We start from the raw sequence: 25,721 nt of genomic DNA on the forward strand, positions 1-25,721 counted from the left end.
TGGTTTTGACATCATTGGACAGACTAGTCGCCATCATGGCCCGCCTTCGTGATACGACCTGTGGTTGCGACTGGGATTTAGCGCAGACCTGGCAAACGATCGCCCCTTATACAATTGAAGAAGCCTATGAGGTTTCAGACGCGATCGAGCAGGGTAATGCTAAGGATGTGCGGGACGAACTAGGAGATCTGCTGCTGCAAGTGATTTTTCAGAGCCGTATTGCGGAGGAGAACGGCCTGTTCTCGCTAGACGATGTCGCGACCGCTATCGCCGACAAGATGGAGCATCGACACCCGCATATATTCGGCGACGCGCTGGAAAAGCCGGATTGGGAAACCATGAAAGCCTTCGAGCGTCAGAAAGATGATCGTCAAATGGGCGCGCTGTCAGGCGTTGCACTGGGACTACCCGCTCTCATACGAGCAGAGAAGCTGCAGAAGCGAGCGGCGCGCGTTGGATTCGACTGGCCGGATGCGACCGGCCCCCGCGCCAAGATCGATGAGGAAATGGGAGAGATCGCCGCAGCAGCACCATCCGAAATCGACGAGGAAATGGGAGACCTGCTGTTCAGCGTGGTCAACTGGGCGCGCCATCTAAATATCGATCCCGAACAAGCCCTTCGCCGGGCCAATGCCAAATTCGAACGCCGCTTCGCCGCCATGGAGGCGATCGCTGGTGATGGCTTTGCCGCGCTCGATCTTGCCGACAAAGAGGCGTTATGGACAGATGCTAAGAAAAGCGACGGCTGAACCGCGCATAGTCCCCCTCGCCCAATCGCACCTCGTATACCGCATCGTCGCCTTCGGTCCGCTGATCGATTACTTCGCCATGTGCATGCAACCATGCCGCGCTGGCGCCATCACTCGCCGGCAGCGTGATCGTATGCCGCCGGTGGCCCTCGGTCAGCTTGGCGGCAACCGCCTGCACCATGTCGTCCACCCCCTCGCCTGTCAGCGCCGAGATGGCCATGACGTTTCCGCGCCGCTCCGCATCACCCATCGCATCTTCGCGGCCGTCTTGATCAAGCAGGTCGAGCTTGTTCCAGACCTCGAACCGCGGCGTCGCATCCGCGACGCCAATCTCCGTCAATACCGTCTCGACGTCCGCCCGCTGCGCCTCGGTATCCGGATGCGCGATATCGCGGACGTGGATCAACAGGTCCGCCGACACGACCTCCTCCAATGTCGCCTTAAACGCCGCAACGAGCTGGGTCGGCAGATCGGAAACGAAACCGACGGTGTCCGATAAAATGGCCTTGTCCAGTCCCGGCAGCGCGATTTGTCGCAGGGTAGGGTCCAGCGTCGCGAACAGCAAATTCTCGGCCATCACATCTGCCCCGGTCAGGCGATTGAACAGCGTCGATTTGCCCGCATTGGTATAGCCCACCAGCGCGATGACCGGCCATGGCGCGCGTTGGCGGCGATCACGATGCAAACCGCGAGTGCGCGATACCTGTTCCAATTCTCGGCGCAGGCGCGCCATACGGTCACGGATCATCCGACGATCCGCCTCGATTTGAGTCTCACCTGGGCCGCCAAGAAAACCGAAACCGCCCCGCTGACGTTCCAAGTGCGTCCAACTGCGCACCAATCGTCCCGCTTGATAGTCGAGATGTGCGAGTTCGACCTGAAGGCGACCTTCAGCTGTCGCGGCCCGCTCACCAAAGATTTCGAGTATTAGCCCGGTGCGATCGATGACCTTTGCGCCCAACCCTGTTTCAAGATTGCGCTGTTGAACCGGCGTCAAGGCTGCATCGACAACGACCAGTGACGCCTCCTCCATTGTGACCCGCGTCGCCAGTTCCGCCATCTGACCGCTGCCGATCAACGTGGCGGGACGTGGCTGTCGGACGCGCACGGCGATCCGATCAACTACGTCAAGGCCTATCGCCGCGGCCAGCCCTGCGCATTCGTCCAGCCGCGCGTTTGCATCACGGGACGAATCCCCCCGGTCGGGCAATACGACCAGCGCACGGGCGCCGCGGGCGAATTCGTCACGATCACGATCGAAACCGGTACTCAATCTTCGGATGCCTCATTTTGTTCTTCGGCAAGGTTCAGCGGCCGCGCCGGCTGGATCGTCGAGACGGCATGCTTGTAGACAAGCTGAACCATACCCTCCCGCTGCAACAGCATGCAGAAAAGATCGAACCCGGCGATCTGCCCCTGCAGCATCACGCCATTGATGAGGAACATCGTGACGCTGTCTTCGGACTTGCGCACCGCGTTCAGGAACAGCTCCTGCAGCAATGGTTGCTTGCGCTGGCTCTCGCCCACCGCTTCGACGACGGCATTCGCATCGAACGTGCCGCCTGGCATGATCGTGGAGATCGCATGCTTGTAGATCAACTGCGACTGACCATCACGGCGCAGCAGCACGGAAAAATTATCGAACCAGGTAACGATACCCTGCAGCTTCACGCCCTTGACCAGGAACATGGTAACCGGGGTCTTCGATCGCCGGAGTGCGTTTAGGAAGAGGTCCTGCAACGAGGTCTGCTTGTCGGCCATATGCCCAGCCCTTTATTGTTGGCGGATGGTGATCCGCAATGCGCCGTTTCCCGGCGTCGGAGTGCCGCCCGGCGGGACGGCAGGTTCAATTTAGGTATCCAGCCGCCCCACGTCCAGCGGCGGCAGGATCAATCATCCCGCGTTTCCGTAATGCCGAGCAGCTTCAACTTACGATGGAGCGCGGACCGCTCCATGCCGATGAAGCTGGCAGTACGCGATATGTTGCCGGAAAAGCGACGGATCTGGACGCGCAGGTAATCGCGCTCGAACGCCTCGCGCGCCTCACGTAACGGCGCGCCCATGATGGCGTTGGAGCCTCGGTCGCCGCCACCATCGCTTCCCAGCACTTCGGCTGGCAGCAGATCAAGATCGATACGCCCTACCCTGTCGCCTGGCGCCATGATGATCGTACGCTCGACGACGTTGCGCAACTGGCGGACATTACCCGGCCATTCGCAGGATTGCAGGGCCACCATCGCATCGGGTGCGATCTCAGGCATTGGTACCCGCCGCTGGCGGGCGTAATGACCGAGAAAGTGTAGGACGAGCGCGGGAATATCCTCGCGCCGATCGGCCAGCGGTGGAATCAGGATAGGAACGACGTTCAGGCGATAGTAGAGATCTTCGCGGAAACGACCCGCGGCAATCTCCTCGTTTAGATCTCGCGATGTCGCGGATACGACCCGTACATCGACTTTAACAACGCGCGTGCCACCGACGCGTGTGAAGCTCTGGTCAGTCAACACGCGCAGGATCCGGCCCTGCGTCGCTAGCGGCATGTCGGCAATCTCATCGAGAAACAGCGTGCCGCCGTGCGCCTGTTCGAGCAAGCCGGGGCGTACGAGATCGCCGCTTTCCTCTATTCCAAACAGTTCCTCCTCGACCCGCTCGGGCGTCATATTGGCGGCACTGACAATCACGAACGGCGCCGCGGTCCGCTGGCTCCACCCATGCAACAAGCGGGCGGCGACTTCCTTGCCCACGCCGGCGGCACCGACAATCAACACCCGGCTGCCGGTCGCCGCTACCCGCTTCAACGTGGCGCGGACGCCGTTGATCGATCCCGAGCTACCGGTCAGATCGACATCACCGCCGGCGGATACGCGCAGCGAAGCCACCTCGCGCCGTAGCCGCTCGGTTTCCGTCGCGCGCTCGACCATCATCAACAGACGTTCGGCCTCAAACGGCTTTTCGATGAAATCGACCGCCCCCTTGCGGATCGCGGCGACCGCCGTATCGAGACTGCCATGACCGGAGATGACCAGCACCGGGATTGACGGGTCACGGCGCTTTATCTCGTCTAATAGTTCCAGACCGTCGAGCCGCGACCCCCGCAACCAAACGTCGAGCAGCGCCAGCGATGGTCGTCGTACCGCGATCGCCTCCAGCGCCGCATCGCTGTCGGCAGCACCGCGGGTTTCATACCCTTCATCCTCCAGCACACCTGCGACGAGTTCGCGGATATCCAGCTCATCGTCGACCACGAGAATATCGAGCGCCATCAGTTATGTCCGATTCGATGTGAGTGCGGCGAGCTGGCCTTCCCCGGCCGGCTCGTGATTCTGGTCCCCCTGATCGAGCGTCTCCAACCGAGCCGCATCGAACATCATGGTCACCACCGTGCCCCCGCCCGGTCGATCGGTGAAAGCGATCGTACCCCCGTGATCCTCGACTATCTTGCTCACGATCGCCAGCCCCAGGCCAGTGCCACGCGCACGGGTCGTCATGTAGGGCTCGACGATCCGGTCGCGTGCTGCTGGCAGGCCGACGCCGTTATCCGTCACGATGATCCCGATCCGGCCTTCATCGAACTCGCCCAGCGTCAGAACGACCTCACCATCTACCGCCCCCTTAGCCTCGATCGCCTCGACGGCGTTTTTGACGATATTGGTCAGCGCTTGCCCGATCTGGCGACGATCGCAAACCATGACCGGTGCTGGCTCGCAGTAATCCACAGTGAACCGGATCGTGGGATGTGCAACCTCGTGCAGAAACATCACCTGTCGCGCGGCATCCAGCAGCGGTTCACGATTGAACACCGGTTTTGGCATCCGGGCAAAGGACGAAAATTCATCGACCATCCGGCGGAGATCACCGACCTGCCGCACGATCGTCTCGGTCAGGCGCGCGAAAGTGCCATCGTCCGCCTCGATCTTGCTGCCATAGCGACGTTGGAGACGCTCTGCCGCCAACTGGATCGGCGTCAGGGGATTCTTGATCTCGTGCGCGATCCGGCGGGCAACATCCGCCCAAGCCGCCCGCCGCTGGTCCGACAACTGCTGCGTCACGTCGTCGAACGTAAGAATCGGCCCTCGATCGATTTCAGCTAATCGCACGGCCAAAGTTTTCGCCTGCAGCCCCTCACCCACCTGCACCACCGCCTCGCGGATGCCGGTGCCGACGAGCGCGTCCAGTTCTGGCGCTACATCGCGCAGCGAACGACCGACAACACCGTCAGCATGGGCGCCTAACAACTGGACCGCCGAGGCGTTCGCTATGCTGATCCGCCGGTCAGCCCCAGTCGCGACGACACCGGCCGAGACGCCCGCCATCACCGCTTCGATCAGTGCACGACGGCTATCCAGTTGATCGTTGGCCGTGAGGAGGGCCGTGTTCTGCTCCTGTAGACGCTCGGTCATACGATTGAAAGCCATCGCCAGCGTGCCGACTTCGTCGCGCGCGCGCGGGTCCGCGACGCGGGCCGACAGATCACCGCTAGCGACCCGTCGGGCCGCGTCGACCAGTTCCCCGACCGGGCGCACCAGCCGGTCCGCCACCGCCAGTGCGATCCACACCGCCACACCCACGATAAGCAGGGAAATGATGAGCAACGCTGCGTTGAAGCGAATTTGCAGATACCGAGCCCGGGCCAGCAGCGCGCGATAATCGGCCTGCGCCGCCAATGCCCGCTCGGTCTGCGCGGTCATCTCACCGGGATTGGTGCTGACACGTGCGGCATACAAATAGATGCCGGACGCGCCTGGCAATCTCGTGAACGTCTGGATGCGATCACCATTGACGATCACTTGGCTGCGTTGCCCGTCGCCCAGCTTGGCGATCGATTTTGCGGTGATCTGACGGCCGAAATCCACCTCGTACGGATTGACGATCGCCAGCGTCTGGATGTCGCCATTCGGGCCGATCGCAAACAAGGCTCCTTCCGACAGGCTACGATAGTAGACCTGACGCGCAAAATATTCCTGAAACCGCCGGCTGTCGATTGGCTCATCACGCAGGGAAAAGGCAAGATCGTCGGCCATCGTGACAGTGGCGTCTGCCCACCGCTGAAGTATCAGATTATATGACGACCGAGTTAGTTCGGTGGCATTCTCGAACACGCCGCGTGCCCGGTCGGAATACCAAAATTGCACACCGTACTGGAACAGCAACGACGCAAAGATGGTGACGAGCAGCATGGGCACTGCGGCCACGACCGAAAATAGCGCCACCAGCCGTACATGAAGCCGCCCCTCCCCGCCGATCGGCGATAAAGCAGCACGGCGACGGGCGATCCTTCGCCCCAGTAGCATGAGCAGCAGAATGCCGGGCACCAGATTGGCCACGAGCAGCAATGCGACAAAGGGCGGTGCGATCAGCCGCTGCGGATTGTCGGCTCCGCTAAGCAGCAGGTAACTGACGATCGCCACGCCGATGGCGATGCCCAGAACAATCAGTTCGACCAGAGGGGTGACGGTAAAGCGCCGCATCGGCGTATCGTCAAGAGAGTTGGGTGTCGCGACTGCGATCATTGCCACAGTCCTACAGCCTCCGATGTTGCATTAAAACCACATAATGTCGGTTCAGCTTTTTCGCGGTTCGATCCCCAACACGTCCAACCGCTTGCGCAGCGTATTACGATTGAGGCCCATTGCCCGCGCCGTGCGGAGTTGGTTCTGGCCGTGGCGGGCCAGCATCGCCTCGATCAGCGGCCGCTCCACCTCGGCGATCACCCGATCGTAGAGCGTTCCGTCCTCCAGCGCCTCGGGGCGCTCACGCGCGATGCGATTGATCAGCGCCCGGATCGCGGGTGCAATATCCGTATCGACAGTCGCGGCAAGGGGCTGGGGCGTCCCCAGCATCGCGCAGGTCACCTCGGCATCGATCACCTCGTCGCGTGCCAGTACGGTAAGCCGCCGCATCAGGTTTTCCAGCTCACGAACGTTGCCGGGCCATGCATGCGCCTCCAGCACCGCGACGGCGTCCGCCGCCAACCTGCGACGCGGCAAGCCCTGATTGGCCGCCTGACCCAGGAAATGCTGGGCCAAAAGCGCCACATCCTGCTGCCGCTCGCGCAAGGCAGGCAGCGCGATCGGCACGACGTTCAAACGATAGAACAAGTCTTCCCGGAACAGCCCTGTCCGCACCTGCGCCGCCAGGTCGCGGTTGGTCGCCGCAACGATCCGCACATCGGCGCGGATCGTGCGGGCGCCGCCCACGGTGGTGAATTCGCCCGTCTGCAATACGCGCAGCAACCGCGTCTGCGCTTCGATCGGCATATCGCCGATCTCGTCGAGGAACAGCGTACCGCCGTTCGCCTGTTCGAACCGCCCGGCGGATCGCGCCGCTGCACCGGTAAAGGCGCCGCGTTCATGCCCGAACAGTTCCGCTTCGATCAGGTCGCGTGGGATCGCTGCCATGTTGATCGCAACGAACGGCGCCGCCCGTCGCGCACCGAGATCATGGATGGCGCGCGCCACCAGTTCCTTACCCGTGCCGGATTCGCCCGACACCAGCACGGTCAGATCGTTGGAAACGACGCGAGCGATGACGCGATAGACGTTCTGCATCGCCGGCGATCGCCCGATCAATGGCAGTGCCGCATCCTCAGCCGGGCGATCGGGAGCCACCACTTGGCCGCCCCGCGCCAACGCCCCAGCCACCGCCCGCGCCAACACGTCGAGGTCGAACGGCTTGGGCAAATAGTCATAAGCGCCAAGCTCAGCCGCGCGCACCGCGGTGGTGAGCGTGTTCTGCGCGGACAGGATGATGACCGGCAGTTGTGGAAAGCGATCGGCTACTTCCCGCATCCGATTTATACCGTCGCCGTCGGGCAGCACGACGTCGCTGATGAGTACGTCCGGCGCGCCTGTCGCTAGGATCTTATCCAGTTGGGTCAAGCTGTCTGCGGTCAGGACGGCATGACCGGAACGCCGCAGCGCCTGTGCCACCACCGTACGGATTGCGGCGTCGTCATCGACGACGAGGATTGTGCTCATGCTCCTGCTCTTGGCAGCAGGAGGCGCAGAACCGTGAAGGATGGCGTACCCTCCCGCGCATATTGAACGATACCACCCATGTCGCGCACCAGCTTGTCGACCAGCGCCAGCCCCAGGCCCTGACCCTCCGGTCGCCCGGAAATGAACGGGTCGAACAGATGCTCCGCAATGTCGGCCGGCGCGCCGGGGCCGTTATCGATGACGCATATCTCGATCGGCAGCGGCAGCCGGGGCTGGCCGTCACCCGCCGCGCGCGTGACACCATGGCGATAGGCGGTCGTGATGGTGATACACGGCTTCCTTTCATTACGAACGACTTCGCTGGCATTCTTCAACAGGTTGATGATGACTTGCGTCAATGCATCGCGGTTGATCCGGGCGAGCGGTAGCGAGGGATCATAACGCTCGTCGATGCGCACGCCGCGCGCGAAACCGGCCAGGGCCACGCCGCGTGCATGTCCCAGCAACGGATAAATGTTTTCCGCCGCCAGCGGCAACGGGCGGGTATCTCCGAATTCCTGCATGCGATCGATCAGCCCTGCGATCCGATCGACCTCGGTGACGATCAACTGCGTCAGCTCACCTGCCCCCAACAGCTGGGCGGCCCCGCGAATGCCCGAGAGCGGGTTACGGATTTCGTGCGCCAGCATCGCCGCAGCCCCCACCGCCGCTCTTGCGCCGGCGGCGCGATCGCTCGATTGTCCCAGCCCGCGCGAGCTGGCCGCATTGTGCAGTGTCACCGCCCGCCAACCTGGGTGATCGGCGATCTGCGCCTCGACAAAATCGACCCGCATCCGCACGCCGCGCGCGGTCGCGATTTCGGTATCGTACGCGGCGAAGCCATATCCGTCGCGCACCTCCACCCCGGCTGGTGGGGGCAGGATCGCCGCCAGCGGCTGCCCCGCCATGATCCGCTCCGACAAGTTCAGCGTCTGTTCGGCCATTGCGTTGGCATGAACGATTCGATCGTCGGGACCGACTACCAGCACCGCGACGGGCAGCGCGGCGAAGAGATCGGCAAAGCCCGGTCGGTCGCGCCGAACGGGCTCAGGCCGCAGCAAGTCGCCGCCAGGGCGCATAGAATTCTGCCAACATCGCCTTCACGCGATCGGCGTCGGGTTCCTGATTCACGGCATTGCGGAACTCGGCAGATCCGGTCAGCCCCTTAGTATACCAGCCGATATGCTTGCGGGCCATGTTTACACCGGTGAAGGTGCCGTAGTGTTCAAGCATCGCGTTGTAATGCTCGACGATCACGCGATATTGCTCGTCAAGATCGGGGTCGGCCACCCGACGCCCCGTGGACAGCCATTCCATCACCTGACCCAGCAACCACGGCCGGCCATAGGCACCTCGGCCGATCATGATGCCATCCGCGCCCGACTGATCGAGCGCCGCCTCCGCGTCTTCGATCGAATTGATATCGCCATTGGCGATGACCGGAATGGAAACCGCCTGCTTGACGTTGGCGATGAAGCGCCAGTCCGCTTGGCCCTTGTACATCTGGTTACGGGTGCGACCGTGCACGGTGACCATCTTCACGCCCAAATCCTCGGCGATCCGCGCGAGTTCGGGCGCATTAAGACTGTCGTGGCACCAGCCCATCCGCATCTTCAGCGTCACCGGCGCCGACACGGCCTTGACCACTGCCTCGATCAGGGTCGCAGCAAGCTTCGGTACGCGCATCAGCGCCGATCCGGCATCGCCATTGGTCACCTTGCGCACCGGGCAGCCCATGTTGATGTCGATGATTGCCGCCCCGCGATCCTCTGCCAGCTTTGCGGCTTCGCCCATTTCAAACGGGGTGCAGCCGACCAACTGCATGGACACCGGCTCTTCGGACAGATGCCACGCGGTCTTCTGAATCGACTGCCGCGTCTCGCGGATCGCCGCCTGGCTGGCGACCATCTCGGTCACGTTCAGACCCGACCCGTATCGGCGGACGAGCGTGCGGAACGGCATATCCGTCACGCCGGTCATCGGTGCCAGCACGACGGGGCAATCGATCCGGACAGAGCCGATCTGTATAGGAGCAAGGGTACGCATGGATGTGCCTGAAATTTGAGCAACCTTTACGCTCGCGCCTCTAAGCTGGCAAGCGGCCCCACATCGCGCTAGGCGCCGCGCCATGACCCGTTACAGGACCGCCGCCCTGATCGTCGCCGCCGGCCGCGGCCTACGCGCCGGCACTAGCATCCCGAAACAATACGCGCCCGTTGCCGGCCGGGGGATGCTCGCCCATGCCTATACCGCCTTCGCCGCTCATCCGGGCATCGACGAAGTGATGGTGATGGTCGCAGAGGGGCAGCAAGCCATGGCCCGCGCGGCGATCGGCGATGAGGCGACCATCGTGACGGGCGGCATTTTGAGGAGTGACTCGGTCGCGATCGGTATAAAAGCACTGCGGGATATCGCCGACCGCGTCCTAGTCCATGATGCCGCACGGCCATTCGTACCCGCTGCCGTCATCGATCGAATTATCGCAGCGTTGGATGATTCGGACGGAGCCGTCCCGGCTCTTGTCGTCGCCGACACCCTGACGAGAGGGGACGGCACGCTGGTTCCGCGCGAGGGCGTGTATCGGATACAGACACCTCAAGGTTTTCGCATGCCCATTTTGACACAGGCACATGCCGCCTGGTCTGCGGATGAAGATGCGACAGACGACGCGCAGATGGTGCGACGGGTTGGCGGACGCGTCGCATTGGTGCAGGGCGATGTGATGCTCGACAAGGTCACCTATCCCGAAGACTTCGCCGCCGCCGAGGCGCGGATGACGTGGGAAACCCGCTCGGCCAGTGGTTTCGATGTTCATCGCCTGGAAGTGGGCGAGGAATTGTGGCTAGGCGGCATCCACATTCCATATGACAAGGGCCTGTCTGGCCACAGCGATGCCGACGTGGTCCTGCACGCGCTTACCGACGCACTGCTCGGGACGATTGCGGCGGGCGACATCGGCACGCACTTTCCGCCCAGTGATCCACAATGGCGCGGTGCCGCATCGGATCAGTTTCTGGCGCATGCCGCCTCGCTGATCGCTGCGCGCGGCGGCCGGATCGACTTCGTCGATCTGACGCTGATCTGCGAAGAACCGAAGATCGGCCCACACCGCGACGCGATGGTCGCCCGGATAGCGGCCATCCTGAACCTGACTACTGATCGCGTCAGCCTGAAGGCGACGACGACCGAACGTCTCGGTTTCACCGGTCGCGGCGAAGGGATCGCCACGCAGGCGATCGCCACCGTCAGCCTGCCGCGGAGCGCGTGATGAAGTTTGCCGCCCTTTTGTCCGCCATTGCCTTAATCGCATCGCCAGCCGCGGTACAGCGTGGTTGTCTGACGGACGCGGAAGCCGAATCGCTGGCCATCGTCGCCCTGCCCGAGATTTTGCGGGATACCGGCCGGGTCTGCGCAACGCGCCTACCCGCCGCCAGCCTGATCCGCCGCGATCAAGGTCCGTTGATCACGAAATATCAAACCGCCGCCGACCGCGCCTGGCCCGGCGCCCGCGCGGCGATCGTCAAGCTCAGCGACCCGGCGGTCGATCTTTTGCTTCAGTCCGAATATGCGCGCCCTGTGCTGACCAGCCTGATCGTTCCACAAATCGTCGGTCGAATCGATCTGGGCGACTGTGCCACGATCGATCGCTTGGTAACCGACTTAGAACCCATGCCTGCGCGGAATACGGCCGGCGTAGTCGTCACTGTGCTACGCTATTTAAAGGCGGATGCGGTTCGGAACGGTAAGACAGGCGTTCCTAACCTGCCGCTATGTCCGGTGTCGTGATGGACACGCTGCTCCCCCCCGAGCTCGTTGACGCCGCTCAGCGGGTAGTCGACGCCTATCGCGCCGTTGGTAGGCGCATCGCACTGGCCGAAAGTTGCACTGGCGGGCTGGTCGCCGCTGCTCTTACGGAAATTCCCGGCTCGTCCGACGTGCTTGAAGCGTCGATCGTTACATATTCCAACGAGGCGAAGGCTGCACTGCTCCGGGTGAGCACCGACGTGCTCGAAACCTTCGGCGCCGTCTCTGTCGCCGTCGCGTGGAGCATGGCGCGCGGGGTGCTGGAAAAGACCGGGGCCGACGTCGTCGTCGCAATCACCGGCATCGCCGGGCCCGGTGGCGGGTCCGAGAAGAAACCCGTCGGCACTGTCGTCTTCGCGCGCGCGGACAAAGGCGGCGACGCAACCGATGTCCATGCCGACCGCCGCCAGTTCCACGATACCGGTCGCGGGGGGATCAGGCTTCAGGCGGCACTCTGTGCGCTTGAACTGCTGCTACCACCGCCGCCGGTTTCGCTGGAACCGTAAAGCGCCGCTGCCCGCGTTTCGAAGGCGCCGATCATCCGGCGTAGCGCCTGACCGAAAACCTGACCCGCAAGCATTTCAAAGACCCGATTCTTGAAAGCGAAATCAACGCTGAAATCCACGGCGCAGCCCTCGCCTTCGGACCGAAACGCCCATTCGTTGCGCAGATGCTTCAACGGCCCATCGACATAATCGACGGCGATCCGCGTCGCCCGCTCTTTCTGGACCCGGCTGGTAAACGTCTCCCGCAAGCCTTTGAAACCGACGATCATGTCGGCCAGCGTTTCCGTCTCGCTATCCTTGCGAACGCGCATCGCGGTCACCCATGGCAGAAACTCGGGGTAGCGTTTCACGTCGGCGACAAGGTCGAACATCTGATCCGCCGTATAGGGCAGATGCCGGGTTTCCTGATGCTTTGGCATGAGATCGTCAGGCGCTAACGCCGCTACCCGCCGGGACTGTCCGGGTCACGCCCAGCTTCGCATCACGCGTCGCCCGCAGCTTCGCGAAATCGTCGCCGGCGTGATAGCTCGACCGGGTCAACGGCGACGATGCCACCAGCATGAACCCCTTTGCTCGTGCGATCCCCGCATAGGCATCGAACGCCTTAGGCGTCACGAATTCCGCCACCTTCGCATGACGCGGCGTCGGTTGCAGATATTGGCCCATCGTCAGGAAATCTATGTCAGCCGATCGCATGTCATCCATCACCTGATGGATTTCCAGCCGCTGCTCGCCCAGTCCCAGCATCACGCCGGACTTGGTGAAGATCGACGGATCGTGCCGCTTCACGCTCTCTAGCAATCGCAGCGACGCGTAATAACGCGCACCTGGCCGGATCGTCGGATACAGCCGCGGCACGGTTTCCAAGTTATGATTGTAAACGTCCGGCCGTGCCTCGATGATAGCCTCAACCGCCGCCTGTGCCTTGTTACGAAAATCAGGTGTCAGGATTTCGATTGTCGTCGTAGGATTTGACCGGCGGATTGCCTGGATCACCTTGACGAACTGCGCCGCGCCGCCATCTGGCAGATCGTCACGATCGACTGAGGTGATGACGATATGCGCCAATCCCATCTGCGCCGCGGCATCTGCGACATTCTGTGGCTCCATCGCATCGACGGCGCGCGGCATACCGGTCTTCACATTGCAAAACGCGCACGCCCGCGTGCATGTGTCGCCAAGGATCATAACGGTCGCGTGCTTTTTGCTCCAACACTCACCGATGTTGGGACAAGCCGCTTCCTCGCACACGGTCGTCAGGCTTTTCGACCGCATCAACTCACGGGTCGCCGCGAATCCGGCCGAAGTGGGCGCTTTTACGCGAATCCAGTCGGGTTTGCGTTGGCGGACGGGAGCCGAAGTAGATGACAGATCGTTCATGTTGTCTAATATAGCGTGTGCATCGACACGGAACAACGAAGGGCTGATGACGAATGAGAAAATTCAAGGATTTGATCGACGGCTATTACCGTTTCCGCGGTAACGAGTGGATCGACGAGCGTGAAAAATGGACTGAGCTAGCCGGTGGCCAAACACCGAAAGTTATGGTGATTGCGTGCTCTGACAGCCGCGTCGACCCGGCCACCATCTTCGGCACGCGTCCCGGTGAGGTGTTCGTGGTGCGCAACGTCGCCAATCTGGTACCGCCCTTCGACCCCAGCGGCGGCCTGCACGGTGTATCGGCGGCGATCGAATTTGCGGTTACGGTGCTGAAGGTAGAGGAAATTCTAGTGCTAGGCCATGGCCAGTGCGGCGGCGTGAAAGCGTCGCTTTCTGGGGCTTTGACCGATGCCAAGCCCGGCGAGGGCGGCTTCGTCGCGGAATGGATCAAAATTCTGAAGGATGCCCGTGAACAAGTGGTCGCCGAACACGGCACCGGTCCGGAAGGTCAGACCGCGCTGGAACAGGAAGGCGTGAAGGTGTCGATCGAGAACCTGAAAACCTTCCCCTTCGTGCAGGCTGGCATCGACGCCGGTACGTTGGAGCTAAAGGGTGCCGTCTTCGCGATCGACGACGGCAAGCTGCGCGTCCTGGCCGATAACGGCAATTTCGAAGCTGCCTGACGACCTGCCGTTGCGCTGTCCGATCCGGGCGGCGCAACGGCGTTTATAGATCAGCCCGCTGCTGGCGCGACGATGGCGGCGATATCTTTCTTGGGTTCGGCAGTCGAACGCAAATTCAGTTCGCGCAATTGCTTGGGCGTCGCAAAGTTCGGCGCGCCCATCATCAGGTCTTCCGCCTTCTGGTTCATCGGGAAAAGCACGACCTCGCGGATGTTGGGCTCGCCCGCCAGCAACATGACCATGCGATCGATGCCCGGTGCCGATCCGCCATGCGGCGGCGCGCCGAACTTGAACGCATTGATCATCCCCGCAAAGTTCGTGTCGACATCGGCCTGCGTGTAGCCCGCGATCTCGAACGCCTTATACATGATCTCCGGCCGATGGTTCCGGATCGCTCCCGACGACAGTTCGATGCCATTGCAGACAATGTCGTACTGATAAGCAAGAATATCGAGCGGGTTCATCGTCTCTAGCGCTTCCATCTCGCCCTGGGGCATCGAGAAGGGGTTGTGGCTGAAATCGATCTTCTTGTTATCTTCGTCATACTCGAACATCGGGAAATCGACGATCCAGCAGAATTCGAAGCGGTTCTGGTCGATCAAGCCCAGCGTCTCGCCTACCCGCGTCCGTGCCAGCCCCGCCAGCTTGGCTGCCTGCGCTTCCTTGCCCGCCGCAAAGAAGATGCCGTCGTCAGGACCGAGGCCGAGCGTTTCCGCCAGCTTCGCCATGCCTTCCTCACCGTGGTTCTTGGCGATTGGGCCACCCCATTCCCCGCCCTTGCGCGTGGCATAGCCCAGCCCGGCAAAGCCCTCGCTTTGCGCCCAGCCGTTCATGTCGTCGAAGAACTTGCGGCTCTTGTCGGCGGTCTTGGGGGCCGGGATCGCCCGCACCACATCGCCCGCCTCGACGATCGACGCGAAGCGGCCAAACCCCGAACTGGTGAAGTGATCCGACACATCTGAAATCAGGATCGGATTGCGCAGGTCGGGCTTGTCGTTGCCATATTTCAGCATCGATTCGCGGTATGGTATGCGGGCGAATGGCAGCGCCGAAACCTGCCGGCCCTTACCCTGCCAATTGGCAAATTCAGTAAACAGGCCATGCAGCACCGGCTCGATCGCCTGGAACACGTCTTCCTGCGTGACGAAGCTCATCTCGAAATCGAGCTGATAGAACTCGCCCGGCGAACGATCCGCGCGGGCATCCTCGTCGCGGAAACAGGGCGCAATCTGAAAATAACGATCGAAACCGGCGACCATCAGCAACTGCTTGAACATCTGTGGCGCCTGCGGAAGCGCATAGAACTTGCCGGGATGAACGCGGCTTGGGACCAGATAATCTCGCGCACCCTCGGGCGACGATGCCGTCAGGATCGGTGTCTGGAATTCGGTAAAGCCCTGCCCGATCATCCGGTTGCGGATGCTGGCGATCACCTGCGACCGCAGCATGATGTTGGCATGCAACCGCTCGCGCCGCAGATCGAGGAAGCGATAGCGAAGGCGGATGTCTTCGGGATACTCCGCATCGCCCGCTACCGGCATCGGCAATTCCTGCGCCACGCTCTGTATCGTGACGCTACGGGCAAACACTTCGATCTCGCCGGTCGCAAGGTTCGCGTTGGCCGTGCCGTCGGCCCGCGCCTTCACGACGCCATCGATCGTGACGACCGATTCGGTCCGAAGCGCCTCCAGCACCGGCAGCACCGGCGAGTCCGCATCGGCGACCACCTGCGTGATACCGTAATGGTCCCGCAGATCGATGAACAGCACGCCGCCATGATCGCGCTTGCGATGGACCCAACCGGACAGGCGGATGGTGTCGCCGACGTTGGCGGCCGTCAGGCCGGCGCAATTGTGGGTACGATAGGCGTGCATGTGTGTCATCTCGCATACGCCGTCGCCGCACAGGAGCACGGGAACGGTCAAAAGGATCGAAGGTCACTCCCCTTCCCACCCCCTCTTTGTCAACCCGCTCACGCCCGCTATGGGTAGGCCGATGCATATCCACCCCCTGATCACCGATAGCGCCACGCTCGCCAATCTGTGCGCCCGCCTCGCCAATGCCGACTTCATCACGGTCGACACCGAATTTATGCGCGAAAGCACCTATTGGCCGGAACTCTGCCTGATCCAGATTGCTGATGTAAACGAAGCGGCGGCGATCGATCCGCTGGCGCCGGGACTCGACATGAAGCCGCTGCTCGACCTGCTGGTCGAGAATGAGGATGTGCTGAAGGTGGTCCATGCCGGCGGGCAGGATATCGAGATCGTTTATAACCTGACCGGCAAGACGCCACACCCGTTGTTCGATACGCAGGTCGCGGCGATGGCGCTGGGGCAAGGCGAGCAGATCGGTTATTCCAATCTGGTCGACAGCTGGCTGGGCATCGCGGTCGACAAGGGCGCTCGGTTCACCGACTGGTCGCGGCGTCCGCTGGATGCGCGCCAGATCGAATATGCGATCGGCGATGTCACGCACCTGGCCACCATTTTTCCGATGATGCTGGAACGGCTACGTAAGACCGGGCGCGGTGCGTGGCTGGATCAGGAGATGGAACGGCTCGCCGATCCTTCGAATTACGCCAACGAACCCGATCTCGCGTGGAAGCGGGTCCGTGTCTCAGGCCGCAAGCCCGACATGCTCGGTCGATTAAAGGCGCTTGCCCGCTGGCGTGAGTTGGAAGCACAGGCCAAGGACTTGCCGCGCGGCCGCATCGTCAAGGATGAAACCTTGGGCGATCTCGCCGGTAATCCGCCGCGCAAGCAGAGCGATCTCGCCAAGGTCCGCGGCCTGTCCGCGACCTGGGCCGGCAACGACATCGGTGGGCGGTTGATGGCGGCGCTGGAGTCAGCCGAACCCCTGTCGGCTGAGGAATTGCCGGCACGCGACGATCGCAAGCCGGGATTGGGCAAGGAAGGGTCGCTGGTCGCCGATCTGCTGAAGCTACTCCTGAAGATCCGCGCGCGCGATATCGACGTTGCGTCGAAATTGCTGGCCCGTTCGGATGAACTGGAGGCGTTGGCGGCCGGCGCGCGTACCGGATTGCCGATGCTCGAGGGTTGGCGCTACGATCAGTTCGGGCGCGATGCGGTCGATCTGGTCGAGGGCCGTCTGGCGTTTGCGGTCAAGAATGGCCGGTTGAAGATGACCCGTGCGGAGGAGGTTGCATGAAACTGATCCTGATTTCGGCGGCCATGCTGACAGCGACCGGCTGCACGTCGATGCCACCCGCCACGCCGCCGACCGGCCCCTGCCGCGTGGACGACGCGATGCGGCGGCGGTTCATCGGCACCGATTTCAAGCTGACGATGCGCGACGATATACAATATGACTCCAACGCACGGACCGCACGCGTGCTGCGCCCGGACGACGCGGCGACGATGGATATACAACCCGATCGGTTGAATATCCTGCTCGACGATGGCGGCAAGGTGAACGACCTGCGCTGCGGCTGACGATCAGTCGGCCGTCGCCGCCCGGCGGCCCAACATCATTGCCAGCGCGGCATGCCGCTTTTCGGTCGTTTCCGCATAGAGCGGCCGATCATCGGGGCGTAGATGCAGCGTGACCCGCGCATCGTCGGTGGTCAGCCGCGTCCGGCTCAGCGGTCCGGCCAGCCCCCCGCTCAACCGCTGACCCAGCCGTATCGCAAGACCCCAGGCGGTAGCCCGCCGCAACGCATCTTCGTTGGCCAGGCGGGGTAGCGGATCGGGGAAGCCCGTGCCGCCACCCAGGCAGGTGAACAGCGCCTGTGCCATCTGCGCCCGCTCCCCCGGCTCGATTGCCACCCACTGCCCATGCAGCGCGACCTCGACGCCGCGTTCGGCGCGAAATTCCGGATTAGCCCGCCAACCCACATCCGCCAGCAGGCAGGCGGCGTGACGGATACGGGCCTGCGCCGGCGTTTCATGCGCGAACAAGGGCGCGATCCAGCGGTCGAGCAGATCGCCATGTTCGGGGAAACGACCGAGCAGCCGCCCCTCCTCACGGGTCGCAACGATCAACGGATCGAGCGCGCGGGTCTCCGCATCCAGCATGCCGAAGGCCAGCCCCTCGCGCAGCCCAAAGGCGGAGACGATGGTCGTCTCGCTCCCCAACTGGCGCAGCAATACGCCCAACAGCGCGGACGCATCGGCCAGCGTTCCCGCCCGCCCGGCGGACAAGCCGGGGATGCTTCGCAGCTTTGGTTTGCCCAGATGCGGCACCGTACGGCTCAGCCGAGCGATAATATCTGGCGTCATGCGATATTGGTGAGCGATCGGCAGGGGAAAATCGGTCAGCCCCATGTCCAGCCGGGCCAGCGCCCGCCAAGACCCCCCAACCAAATACAGCGGCAATCCGGCGCCCCGCCCCGTCCAACCCGCTTGATCGATTAGCCGCGTCGCCAGCCGATCAAGCGGCTGGCCTCGAGTTCCCGCTATTCGCAGCACCCCCAGGGGAAACGACACCCGGTCGCCGATCCGCCCCTGTCGCACGCGCACCAGTTCCAGGCTGCCACCGCCCAGATCACCGACGATACCGTCCGCATCGGGGATGCCGGACAATACACCTTCACCGGCACCGGTCGCCTCCTGCTCGCCCGACAGCAATTCGACCTTCAGGCCGAGCGCGGCCGCGGCGGCGATGAACTCCGGCCCGTTCGCGGCGTCACGAACCGCCGCCGTCGCCACCGTCCGCAGCGATACGACATCCATCTCGCGCGCAACGGCGGCGAATCGCGCAAGGGCGGTGCGCGCGATCGCCAGCGATCCTTCTTCCATTCGGCCCGTGGCGGCCAGCCCGCGACCGAGACCCGCCATCACCTTTTCATTGAACAGCACCGCCGGGATGCGCGACGGCCCCTGATACACGACCAGCCGGACCGAGTTGGAACCGATGTCGATGATCGCGGTCCGCGGCGGCGTCTCGGCCGCGCGACGGCCGAACAGCCCCACGGGCAGACTCACGATGATGCCCGAAGAAGCAACGTCGGCACCTTCTCCAGCGCCGCACCGCGACCCGACAGTGATGGGTTGGTCATGAAATACCGATGCAGGTTGAATGGGCGTTCGCCCGGCGTGACGCGGGTATATTCGCCGTCGCCGTCCAATACCCAGCTCTGTTCGTCATCAAGCAGATTGGCGACCATCACCTGATCGAGGATCTGGTCGTGGACGGTCGGATTGGTGATCGGCAGCATATATTCGACTCGCCGGTCGAAGTTGCGCGGCATCCAGTCGGCGGACGATATGAACAGCTTGGCACCGTCGTTGGGCAATGCCTTGCCCGCACCGAACGCCCAGATACGGCTGTGCTCCAGGAACCGGCCGATAACCGATTTGACCCGGATATTCTCCGACAACCCGGCGACCTGCGGACGCAGACAGCAGATGCCGCGCACGATCAGATCGATCTCGACCCCTTCGGCACTGGCCTCGTACAGCTTGTCGATGATCGCCGGGTCGACCAGACTGTTCATCTTGGCCCACATCGCCGCCGGCAGGCCGGCACGGGCATTGGCGATCTCGCCATCGATCATCGCGGTCAGCGTCGCGCGCAGGTCGAGCGGCGACAGGCTGATGCAGTTCATGTTACGCGGTTCGACATAGCCGGTGATGTAATTGAACATCTGGGCCGCATCACGCCCGATCGCAGGATCGGCGGTGAAGTAACTGATATCGGTATAAATCTTGGCTGTGACCGGATGATAGTTGCCAGTACCGAAGTGGCAATAGGTTCGGAATGCCCCGTTCTCGCGACGGACCACCATCGATACCTTCGCATGAGTCTTCCAGTCGATAAATCCATAGACGACCTGCACCCCCGCCCGTTCCAGCTGCGATGCCCAGAACAGATTCTGTTCCTCGTCGAACCGCGCCTTCAACTCGACGACCGCCGTCACGGACTTGCCCGCCTCCGCCGCCGCCACCAGCGCGTTGATGATCGCCGATTGCTTGCCCGCCCGGTACAGCGTCTGCTTGATCGCAATGACGTCAGGGTCGTTCGCGGCCTGCTTCAGATAGGCGACCACCACCTCGAACGTCTCGTACGGGTGATGGACCACGATGTCCTTGGCGGCGATCGCCGCGAAACAGTCGCCGGAAAATTCGCGAATGCGTTCGGGGAAACGCGGCGTGAACGGCGGGAATTTCAGGTCCGGCCGGTCCTCGTCGTACAACAGGTCGAGATCGGCGATCCCGAGCAGCTGACCGCTTTCGGTGATGATCGCATCGGCACCGCCCAATTCCACCTTCAGCAATGCAGCGAGCCCGTCTGACATGCCGGTTTCCAGCTCCAGCCGGATAACCTTGCCCCGCCGCCGCCGCTTGATCGCGTTGCGATAATAGCGGACGAGATCCTCCGCCTCTTCCTCGATCTCGATATCGCTGTCGCGCAGGACGCGGAATGCGGCGGCACCATGGGTGATATACCCCGGAAAGATCAGCGGCGCGAACCGCTTCACCAGCGTTTCGATCGACACATAGCGTGCCCGCTCGCCCGGCAACCGCACGAACCGCGGCGCCGAAGCCGGCAGCATCACCAATTCGCGGATCGGCTCATTGTCCGACATCCGCTCCAGATCGAAGATCACGGACAATCCGCGATTGGGGATGAACGGGAACGGATGCGCGGGGTCGAGTGCCTGCGGGGTCAGGATCGGGAAGATCTGGTCGCGGAAATGATCCTCCAGCCAGTCGTTCGCCTCGTCATCGATCGAATCGCGACGCAGCACCCACAATCCCGATTCGTCGAGGAGCGTGCGGAGGTCCGCCCACACCGCCTGCTGGCTTTCCATCAGCCGATCCGCCTCGGCGATGATTGCACCCAGTTGCTGTCCCGGCGTCAGGCCGTCGGCCGAACGGCGGTCCACGTCTTGCGATTGCTGTCCCTTCAATCCGGCAACGCGGACCATGAAGAATTCGTCCAAGTTCGATCCGCAGATCGACAGGAAGCGCAGCCGTTCCAGCAGCGGATGCGCATTGTTGCATGCCTCCTCCAGCACGCGCCGGTTAAACGCGAGCCACGACAGTTCGCGATTAAAATACCGTTCGCTATCCCCCGTTGCGACGGGATCGTCGTCGGCATGGTCGAGATGGACGATATGGGATGGGCGGGTCATGCGTCCTCGGTTCTGATCGGCAACAGGCCGGCGTCGGTAAGTGTCGTGCGTGCCAGGGGAATGGTCAGCCGGCGATGGCGTTCCGATGTCTCCTGATCCAGCGCGTCTACCACGCGTTCCATGGCAAGATGACTACGCTCGATCCGCGGCACCAGCCAGTCGAGCAGATCGGGCCGGGCATCGATCACTCGGCGCTCGAACATCCGGTCGAGCAATGCACGCGTCAACGCATCGTCTGGCGGCCCGATCGCCACGTGCGGGCTGGCCGCCAGCCTCGATCGTAGGTCGGGCAAGGTGATCGACCAGATCGGCGGCGGCGCATCCGCCACGATCACCAGCGGCCGTCCGTCAGCCTGCGCATTGTTCCACGCGTGGAACAGGTCCGTCTCATCCACCCGCTCGGCATCGTCGATGATCGTCCCCCCGCTCTTGGCGGCGAAGATACGGGCGAGCAAGCTGCGACCGGACCGGCGCGGACCGGTCAGCATGGCGGCGCGGACCGGCCACGTCCCCCAATGCTCCAGCAGATAGACGGCATGGGCATTGGACGGCGTAACCAGAAAGGCGTCGTCGCGCGGATCGGCGGGCCACGCCAGCGGCAGCGCCATTTGGCTCATCCGGGAACGCCCGTACCGGACGCGGACGGTGCCGGAGTCGGTCGGCTGATCCGCAACGTCGTCCCCGATCCCGCCACCTGATACCCGCGCGACTGCAAGGCCGCCGCCAGCAGTGCGGGATCGCCGTCCACCACCACCCGCATCAATGACACACCACCCAATGCCAGACTGGTCGTACCAGCGGAGCGGACACCCGGAATACCGCGCACCAGCGCCTCGGTGTTGGCGACGCTGGCGGTGCCGGGCGTATCGTATTGCACCGTCAATGTGGCGCCCGCATTGGCCTGGGCGAGATCGGCGAGGATACCGTCGATCGTCGAATCGGCCGATGGCGTCGGCGTGGCGGCCGGATCGGGCGGCGGCGTCAGGCTGGCGTCGGGGTTCAACATGCCCTGACGCAGTGCCTGCTGATACAGCGCATCGATCCGCGCGACGCCGGTATCGAGCAACTGCGGCAGTCCCTCGGCATTGCCGACCCGTAACGAAAAACTGCTGATAAGCCGGTTATCGGGTCCATGACGTGCCTGGAACACGCCGACGACAGGACCGCCCGGCCATTGCCGGTATAGCCGCACCGTCGGGATCAGGATGTCCGATGCGCCATATTGATCGATGATCGTCCGCCACCATCCGCGACCGGGCCGCTCCGCCTGCCCGACATTCAGCAACAGCGAATCGGCGCCGGTCCCCGATGGCCGAACATAATCAATGGTGCTGTTGCCGGTGCGAAACCGCGCCCATGCCTGTTGCCAGTCGGTGCGCCGCTCGAACACCTGACCGACCCCGCCCGACCATTGCACCGGCAACACCAGCATCGGCGGCGATCGATCGGCATAGGCCGCGACCCCCAGCAACGATCCCGCCCGCGCGCGATTGAACAGGACGCCGAGCCGCGCAATGTATCGGGTCGGGCCGATCTGTTCGTTCTCCACGACGATGCCCGACACCATCTGGTCGAGCGTACCATCGGAAACGAGGCCACCGCCGCCACCCAGCCGGCGCGACAATTGGACCCACGCCTTGCGCTGCGCCAGCCGCCAGCCGCCCTGCCGCGCCGCGTCGGCCGTCTTGCCGCCGACGTCCACGGTCACGCCGCTCACCTCGAACGCGCCGCCATTGTCGATCGGCGCCACGCCGCGGTCGCCGCCCTCGATCTGCGCCAGCGTGCCGGACCCCGCGAGCAGGGCCATCACGGCAAGGGAGGCGATCAGGGGACGGCGCATGGCCCGCGCCTTTTGCAGAACCGGGCGTGGAAATCCAAGCGCGATATGTCTAGGCGACGTTTCATGACCGACCAGCCCACTCCCGACGCCTCCGGCACGCCCTCGTACACCTATGCCGATGCAGGCGTCTCGATCGCGGCGGGCAACGCGCTCGTCCGCGCGATCGCCCCCCTCGCCCGCTCCACCCGGCGACCGGGCGCGGATGCCGATCTCGGCGGCTTCGGCGGCCTGTTCGACCTGAAGGCGGCGGGCTTCACAGATCCGCTGCTCGTCGCGGCCAATGACGGCGTCGGCACCAAGCTGAAACTGGCGATCGAGTGGGACCGTCACGAGGGCGTCGGCGTCGATCTGGTCGCGATGTGCGCCAACGACCTGATCGTCCAGGGCGCCGAGCCGCTATTCTTCCTCGACTATTACGCCAGCGGCAAGCTGGAGGCCGGCGTCGCCGAGCGGGTCATCGCTTCGATCGCCGAGGGCTGTCGTCAGGCGGGATGCGCGCTGATCGGTGGCGAGACCGCCGAGATGCCCGGCATGTATGCACCCGGCGATTACGACCTCGCCGGCTTCTGCGTCGGCGCGGTCGAGCGTGAGCAACTGCTCACCGGCAAGACGATCGGTCACGGCGATGTCGTGCTCGGGCTGGGCTCGACCGGCGTCCATTCCAACGGCTTTTCGCTGGTTCGCCGGCTGGCCGCCGACAAGGGGTGGAAGCTGGATCGCCCCGCCCTGTTCGATCAGGACCGGTTGCTGATCGACTGGCTGATGGCCCCGACTCGCATTTACGTCGCCAGCCTGCTGCCGGTTCTGCGCGAGGGGCGCATCAAGGGCTTGGCCCATATCACCGGCGGCGGTCTGCTGGAGAACATCCCGCGCGTGTTGCCGGCGGACGCCCATGCGGTGATCGATGCGGCGGCCTGGGAGCAATCCCGCCTGATGGCCTTCCTACAGGCGCAGGGCGCGATCGAGCCCGAGGAGATGGCCCGCACCTTCAACTGCGGCATCGGCATGGCCGTGATCGTCGCCGCCGATGAGGCCGAATCCGTCACGGCTTCGCTGACGGCGGCGGGCGAGACGGTGGCCACCATCGGTCATATCGAACGCGGCGCGCGCGGTTGCACGGTCAGCGGCGTCGCCGGCACGTGGAGCGCGCGGGAGGACTGGACCGCTACCCATGCCGGCTGAGGCATCCGTCGCCATCCTGATTTCCGGCCGGGGATCGAACATGATGGCCCTGGTCGAGCAGGCGCGTGGCTACCGTGTCGCGCTGGTCGCGTCGGACAAGCCCGATGCGGCGGGGCTCGACTGGGCCAGGCAGCGTGGTCTCGCGACCTGGGCGCTCAGTCCGAAGGGCATCGGCAAGGCGGCCTACGAGGCGGCACTGGACACGGCCCTGCGCGACGCCGGGGTCGGGACGGTCGCGCTGGCTGGCTATATGCGGCTGCTGTCTGACGACTTCGTCGCGCGCTGGCGGGGGCGGATCGTCAATATCCACCCCTCGCTGCTGCCGAAGTACAAGGGGCTCGACACGCATGCCCGCGCCATCGCGGCGGGGGATGCGTTCGGTGGCTGTTCCGTCCATGTCGTGACCGAGGAACTGGATGGCGGCGCGGTGCTGGGCCAGTCGCAGGTCCCGATCGTGGCAGGGGACGACGCCAATACGCTGGCGGCGCGGGTCCTGACGGCTGAACATGTGTTGTACCCCCAAATGCTGGCGGAGTTCGTGATGACCCCTTTCGATCGTGTTCGTGAAACCGCCCTGAACCTGCCCGAGGTGGAGGAGCGGCCCAGCCACGGCCAGCCGACGTTCTTCGTCGCGGGCAAACAGTTCGCCCAGTTGCGGGATGATCATCATGGCGATGGGCAGACCGTCGTGTGCGTCCGCACAGGCGACGTGGACGAACAGGCGATGCTGGTTGAGGCCGCTCCGACGGTCTATTCGATCCCGTCCTATCTGGGTGCCAGCGGATGGGTAGCGATGAACCTGACGGGCGAGATCGACTGGCCGTTGGTCGAGGACCGCATCGCGCGAAGTTGGGAATTCGCGGCGCCGGCGCGGCTGCTTGAGGCAGGCGGGCGATGAGCGAGACGTCGGAACAGGCCACCCGCCGTCGCTGGGTCACGCTGGCCGAAGTCGTGGCGGTCGCTGGCGTGCTGATCGCGGCCCTGACGCTCTGGAGCAACTGGTCCGATCGCCGCGCCGACGAGGCGGAGAAGGTGGCGGAGCGGACGGCGGAGCGAACCGAACGATCGCGGATCGACCTGACTGCAACGGTGGAGGATGGCGGTCGGCGGCTGGCGCTGAAGGACGAGAAGCACGATCTTCAGGACTTGGCCGTCGCCTTCCCCCGTGCGCTTGGTGTCGCGGCCAAGCAGCCGATGTCGGACGTGGCGATCCTGGCCGACTGGTTCGAGGCGCCCCTGTTGAAGCTGACCGATGGTGGTGCGGACGAACGTGAGGGGCGGCTGCCGGTGCTGGTGACGGTCCGTTATTGGGATGGCGATACGCAGCGCAGCGCGACCGGCGTGTACAATGTGATCTGGCGCACCGAGGGCCGGTTACTGCGGGGCCGGACGGTCAAGCTGGAGGGGCTGCGGTTGCGCCAGCGTGGTGGTGGTCAGGCGCAGGTCGATGCCCTTTGGGCGAAGGAAAAGCCCTGATCCAGATCGGAAAGTTAGGCTAAAG

At 63.7% G+C, this 25,721-nt stretch carries 24 protein-coding genes; 10 read left to right on the forward strand and 14 right to left on the reverse strand.

The features are described from left to right. The first annotated feature begins 35 nt into the window (after positions 1-35). Positions 36-749, forward strand: coding sequence for a nucleoside triphosphate pyrophosphohydrolase (gene mazG / locus ASG67_RS07920; protein ID WP_235535107.1), 714 nt, complete (start codon positions 36-38; stop codon positions 747-749). On the opposite strand, the gene hflX is transcribed toward mazG, so the two are convergent. The 7 genes from hflX to dusB all read right to left on the reverse strand — a co-directional run bounded on the left by hflX (position 730) and on the right by dusB (position 9,772). Beyond that, the gene (hflX, locus tag ASG67_RS07925) at positions 730-2,022 is read right to left on the reverse strand and encodes a GTPase HflX (RefSeq protein WP_056527977.1); all 1,293 of its coding nucleotides are present in this window, start codon (positions 2,020-2,022) and stop codon (positions 730-732) included. The two genes, mazG and hflX, sit on opposite strands and share 20 nt — an antisense overlap. Then, the gene (gene hfq, locus ASG67_RS07930) at positions 2,019-2,510 is read right to left on the reverse strand and encodes an RNA chaperone Hfq (RefSeq protein ID WP_056527980.1); all 492 of its coding nucleotides are present in this window, start codon (positions 2,508-2,510) and stop codon (positions 2,019-2,021) included. Before hfq ends, hflX begins: the two co-directional genes overlap by 4 nt. Positions 2,511-2,638: 128 nt before the next feature. Next, positions 2,639-4,012, reverse strand: coding sequence for a sigma-54-dependent transcriptional regulator (locus ASG67_RS07935; RefSeq protein WP_056527983.1), 1,374 nt, complete (start codon positions 4,010-4,012; stop codon positions 2,639-2,641). Between the two features lie 3 nt (positions 4,013-4,015). Next, a complete protein-coding gene (locus ASG67_RS07940) occupies positions 4,016-6,259 on the reverse strand; it encodes an ATP-binding protein (protein ID WP_056527987.1) in 2,244 nt (747 codons plus the stop codon). 51 nt (positions 6,260-6,310) lie between these two features. Then, entirely contained in the window at positions 6,311-7,726 is a 1,416-nt protein-coding gene (gene ntrC, locus ASG67_RS07945) for a nitrogen regulation protein NR(I) (protein WP_056527990.1), read from the reverse strand. Beyond that, the gene (locus tag ASG67_RS07950; RefSeq protein WP_056527993.1) at positions 7,723-8,805 is read right to left on the reverse strand and encodes a two-component system sensor histidine kinase NtrB; all 1,083 of its coding nucleotides are present in this window, start codon (positions 8,803-8,805) and stop codon (positions 7,723-7,725) included. Before ASG67_RS07950 ends, ntrC begins: the two co-directional genes overlap by 4 nt. Beyond that, the gene (gene dusB / locus ASG67_RS07955) at positions 8,774-9,772 is read right to left on the reverse strand and encodes a tRNA dihydrouridine synthase DusB (RefSeq protein WP_056527996.1); all 999 of its coding nucleotides are present in this window, start codon (positions 9,770-9,772) and stop codon (positions 8,774-8,776) included. The genes ASG67_RS07950 and dusB overlap by 32 nt, the downstream gene beginning before the upstream one ends. Before the next feature lie 82 nt (positions 9,773-9,854). Here dusB and ASG67_RS07960 point away from each other — a divergent pair, with 82 nt between their 5' ends. The 3 genes from ASG67_RS07960 to ASG67_RS07970 are packed head-to-tail and all read left to right on the forward strand — an operon-like array spanning position 9,855 to position 12,036. Beyond that, positions 9,855-10,994, forward strand: coding sequence for a bifunctional 2-C-methyl-D-erythritol 4-phosphate cytidylyltransferase/2-C-methyl-D-erythritol 2,4-cyclodiphosphate synthase (locus ASG67_RS07960; RefSeq protein ID WP_056528000.1), 1,140 nt, complete (start codon positions 9,855-9,857; stop codon positions 10,992-10,994). Further along, on the forward strand, positions 10,994-11,512 hold the full coding sequence (locus ASG67_RS07965; RefSeq protein ID WP_056528003.1) for a hypothetical protein: 519 nt from the start codon (positions 10,994-10,996) through the stop codon (positions 11,510-11,512). Before ASG67_RS07960 ends, ASG67_RS07965 begins: the two co-directional genes overlap by 1 nt. Beyond that, positions 11,512-12,036 carry a CinA family protein gene (locus ASG67_RS07970; protein WP_056529094.1) on the forward strand — a complete coding sequence of 175 codons (525 nt, stop codon included), beginning with the start codon at positions 11,512-11,514 and terminating at the stop codon, positions 12,034-12,036. The genes ASG67_RS07965 and ASG67_RS07970 overlap by 1 nt, the downstream gene beginning before the upstream one ends. On the opposite strand, the gene ASG67_RS07975 is transcribed toward ASG67_RS07970, so the two are convergent. Next, on the reverse strand, positions 11,973-12,455 hold the full coding sequence (locus ASG67_RS07975) for a type II toxin-antitoxin system RatA family toxin (protein WP_056528006.1): 483 nt from the start codon (positions 12,453-12,455) through the stop codon (positions 11,973-11,975). The two genes, ASG67_RS07970 and ASG67_RS07975, sit on opposite strands and share 64 nt — an antisense overlap. A gap of 7 nt (positions 12,456-12,462) precedes the next feature. Continuing rightward, positions 12,463-13,416, reverse strand: a complete 954-nt coding sequence (lipA, locus tag ASG67_RS07980; RefSeq protein ID WP_056528010.1) for a lipoyl synthase — start codon at positions 13,414-13,416, stop codon at positions 12,463-12,465. A 53-nt stretch (positions 13,417-13,469) separates the two neighbouring features. On the opposite strand from lipA, the gene ASG67_RS07985 reads away from it, so the two are divergent. Continuing rightward, positions 13,470-14,099, forward strand: a complete 630-nt coding sequence (locus tag ASG67_RS07985) for a carbonic anhydrase (RefSeq protein ID WP_056528013.1) — start codon at positions 13,470-13,472, stop codon at positions 14,097-14,099. A 50-nt stretch (positions 14,100-14,149) separates the two neighbouring features. On the opposite strand, the gene aspS is transcribed toward ASG67_RS07985, so the two are convergent. Then, positions 14,150-15,973, reverse strand: coding sequence for an aspartate--tRNA ligase (aspS, locus tag ASG67_RS07990; RefSeq protein WP_056528016.1), 1,824 nt, complete (start codon positions 15,971-15,973; stop codon positions 14,150-14,152). A 121-nt stretch (positions 15,974-16,094) separates the two neighbouring features. Between aspS and rnd the strand changes: the two genes are divergently transcribed. Both rnd and ASG67_RS08000 read left to right on the forward strand, forming a co-directional pair. Then, positions 16,095-17,270, forward strand: coding sequence for a ribonuclease D (gene rnd, locus ASG67_RS07995; protein WP_056528019.1), 1,176 nt, complete (start codon positions 16,095-16,097; stop codon positions 17,268-17,270). Then, on the forward strand, positions 17,267-17,554 hold the full coding sequence (locus tag ASG67_RS08000; RefSeq protein WP_056528022.1) for an I78 family peptidase inhibitor: 288 nt from the start codon (positions 17,267-17,269) through the stop codon (positions 17,552-17,554). The genes rnd and ASG67_RS08000 overlap by 4 nt, the downstream gene beginning before the upstream one ends. A 3-nt stretch (positions 17,555-17,557) precedes the next feature. Here ASG67_RS08000 and ASG67_RS08005 read toward each other — a convergent pair whose 3' ends face one another. Genes ASG67_RS08005 through ASG67_RS08020 form a run of 4 tightly spaced genes read right to left on the reverse strand, consistent with a single transcriptional unit; the run spans position 17,558 to position 23,038 of the window. Continuing rightward, positions 17,558-19,045 carry a Ppx/GppA family phosphatase gene (locus ASG67_RS08005; protein WP_235535109.1) on the reverse strand — a complete coding sequence of 496 codons (1,488 nt, stop codon included), beginning with the start codon at positions 19,043-19,045 and terminating at the stop codon, positions 17,558-17,560. Further along, entirely contained in the window at positions 19,042-21,198 is a 2,157-nt protein-coding gene (locus tag ASG67_RS08010; protein ID WP_056528025.1) for an RNA degradosome polyphosphate kinase, read from the reverse strand. The genes ASG67_RS08005 and ASG67_RS08010 overlap by 4 nt, the downstream gene beginning before the upstream one ends. Further along, positions 21,195-21,815 carry an HdaA/DnaA family protein gene (locus ASG67_RS08015; protein WP_056528029.1) on the reverse strand — a complete coding sequence of 207 codons (621 nt, stop codon included), beginning with the start codon at positions 21,813-21,815 and terminating at the stop codon, positions 21,195-21,197. Before ASG67_RS08015 ends, ASG67_RS08010 begins: the two co-directional genes overlap by 4 nt. Then, positions 21,812-23,038 carry a hypothetical protein gene (locus ASG67_RS08020; protein ID WP_056528032.1) on the reverse strand — a complete coding sequence of 409 codons (1,227 nt, stop codon included), beginning with the start codon at positions 23,036-23,038 and terminating at the stop codon, positions 21,812-21,814. Before ASG67_RS08020 ends, ASG67_RS08015 begins: the two co-directional genes overlap by 4 nt. Positions 23,039-23,101: 63 nt before the next feature. Between ASG67_RS08020 and purM the strand changes: the two genes are divergently transcribed. Genes purM through ASG67_RS08035 form a run of 3 tightly spaced genes read left to right on the forward strand, consistent with a single transcriptional unit; the run spans position 23,102 to position 25,696 of the window. After that, entirely contained in the window at positions 23,102-24,220 is a 1,119-nt protein-coding gene (purM, locus tag ASG67_RS08025; protein ID WP_056528035.1) for a phosphoribosylformylglycinamidine cyclo-ligase, read from the forward strand. Further along, positions 24,210-25,118: a phosphoribosylglycinamide formyltransferase gene (purN, locus tag ASG67_RS08030; protein ID WP_056528038.1), complete on the forward strand. Its 909-nt coding sequence runs from the start codon at positions 24,210-24,212 to the stop codon at positions 25,116-25,118. The genes purM and purN overlap by 11 nt, the downstream gene beginning before the upstream one ends. Continuing rightward, on the forward strand, positions 25,115-25,696 hold the full coding sequence (locus tag ASG67_RS08035) for a hypothetical protein (protein WP_056528041.1): 582 nt from the start codon (positions 25,115-25,117) through the stop codon (positions 25,694-25,696). The genes purN and ASG67_RS08035 overlap by 4 nt, the downstream gene beginning before the upstream one ends. The last annotated feature ends 25 nt before the right edge of the window (positions 25,697-25,721 follow it).

The sequence above is a fragment of the Sphingomonas sp. Leaf339 genome (assembly GCF_001426195.1).
Taxonomy (GTDB): Bacteria; Pseudomonadota; Alphaproteobacteria; order Sphingomonadales; family Sphingomonadaceae; genus Sphingomonas.

Bases quoted from the DNA above. Each gene is read 5' to 3' on its own strand.
- mazG (WP_235535107.1), top strand. From the start codon at position 36: ATGGCCCGCCTTCGTGATACGACCTGTGGTTGCGACTGGGATTTAGCG.
- hfq (WP_056527980.1), bottom strand. From the start codon at position 2,510: ATGGCCGACAAGCAGACCTCGTTGCAGGACCTCTTCCTAAACGCACTC.
- ASG67_RS07935 (WP_056527983.1), bottom strand. From the start codon at position 4,012: ATGGCGCTCGATATTCTCGTGGTCGACGATGAGCTGGATATCCGCGAA.
- ASG67_RS07940 (WP_056527987.1), bottom strand. From the start codon at position 6,259: ATGATCGCAGTCGCGACACCCAACTCTCTTGACGATACGCCGATGCGG.
- ntrC (WP_056527990.1), bottom strand. From the start codon at position 7,726: ATGAGCACAATCCTCGTCGTCGATGACGACGCCGCAATCCGTACGGTG.
- ASG67_RS07950 (WP_056527993.1), bottom strand. From the start codon at position 8,805: ATGCGCCCTGGCGGCGACTTGCTGCGGCCTGAGCCCGTTCGGCGCGAC.
- dusB (WP_056527996.1), bottom strand. From the start codon at position 9,772: ATGCGTACCCTTGCTCCTATACAGATCGGCTCTGTCCGGATCGATTGC.
- ASG67_RS07960 (WP_056528000.1), top strand. From the start codon at position 9,855: ATGACCCGTTACAGGACCGCCGCCCTGATCGTCGCCGCCGGCCGCGGC.
- ASG67_RS07965 (WP_056528003.1), top strand. From the start codon at position 10,994: ATGAAGTTTGCCGCCCTTTTGTCCGCCATTGCCTTAATCGCATCGCCA.
- ASG67_RS07970 (WP_056529094.1), top strand. From the start codon at position 11,512: ATGGACACGCTGCTCCCCCCCGAGCTCGTTGACGCCGCTCAGCGGGTA.
- ASG67_RS07975 (WP_056528006.1), bottom strand. From the start codon at position 12,455: ATGCCAAAGCATCAGGAAACCCGGCATCTGCCCTATACGGCGGATCAG.
- lipA (WP_056528010.1), bottom strand. From the start codon at position 13,416: ATGAACGATCTGTCATCTACTTCGGCTCCCGTCCGCCAACGCAAACCC.
- ASG67_RS07985 (WP_056528013.1), top strand. From the start codon at position 13,470: ATGAGAAAATTCAAGGATTTGATCGACGGCTATTACCGTTTCCGCGGT.
- aspS (WP_056528016.1), bottom strand. From the start codon at position 15,973: ATGCACGCCTATCGTACCCACAATTGCGCCGGCCTGACGGCCGCCAAC.
- rnd (WP_056528019.1), top strand. From the start codon at position 16,095: ATGCATATCCACCCCCTGATCACCGATAGCGCCACGCTCGCCAATCTG.
- ASG67_RS08000 (WP_056528022.1), top strand. From the start codon at position 17,267: ATGAAACTGATCCTGATTTCGGCGGCCATGCTGACAGCGACCGGCTGC.
- ASG67_RS08010 (WP_056528025.1), bottom strand. From the start codon at position 21,198: ATGACCCGCCCATCCCATATCGTCCATCTCGACCATGCCGACGACGAT.
- ASG67_RS08015 (WP_056528029.1), bottom strand. From the start codon at position 21,815: ATGAGCCAAATGGCGCTGCCGCTGGCGTGGCCCGCCGATCCGCGCGAC.
- ASG67_RS08020 (WP_056528032.1), bottom strand. From the start codon at position 23,038: ATGCGCCGTCCCCTGATCGCCTCCCTTGCCGTGATGGCCCTGCTCGCG.
- purM (WP_056528035.1), top strand. From the start codon at position 23,102: ATGACCGACCAGCCCACTCCCGACGCCTCCGGCACGCCCTCGTACACC.
- purN (WP_056528038.1), top strand. From the start codon at position 24,210: ATGCCGGCTGAGGCATCCGTCGCCATCCTGATTTCCGGCCGGGGATCG.
- ASG67_RS08035 (WP_056528041.1), top strand. From the start codon at position 25,115: ATGAGCGAGACGTCGGAACAGGCCACCCGCCGTCGCTGGGTCACGCTG.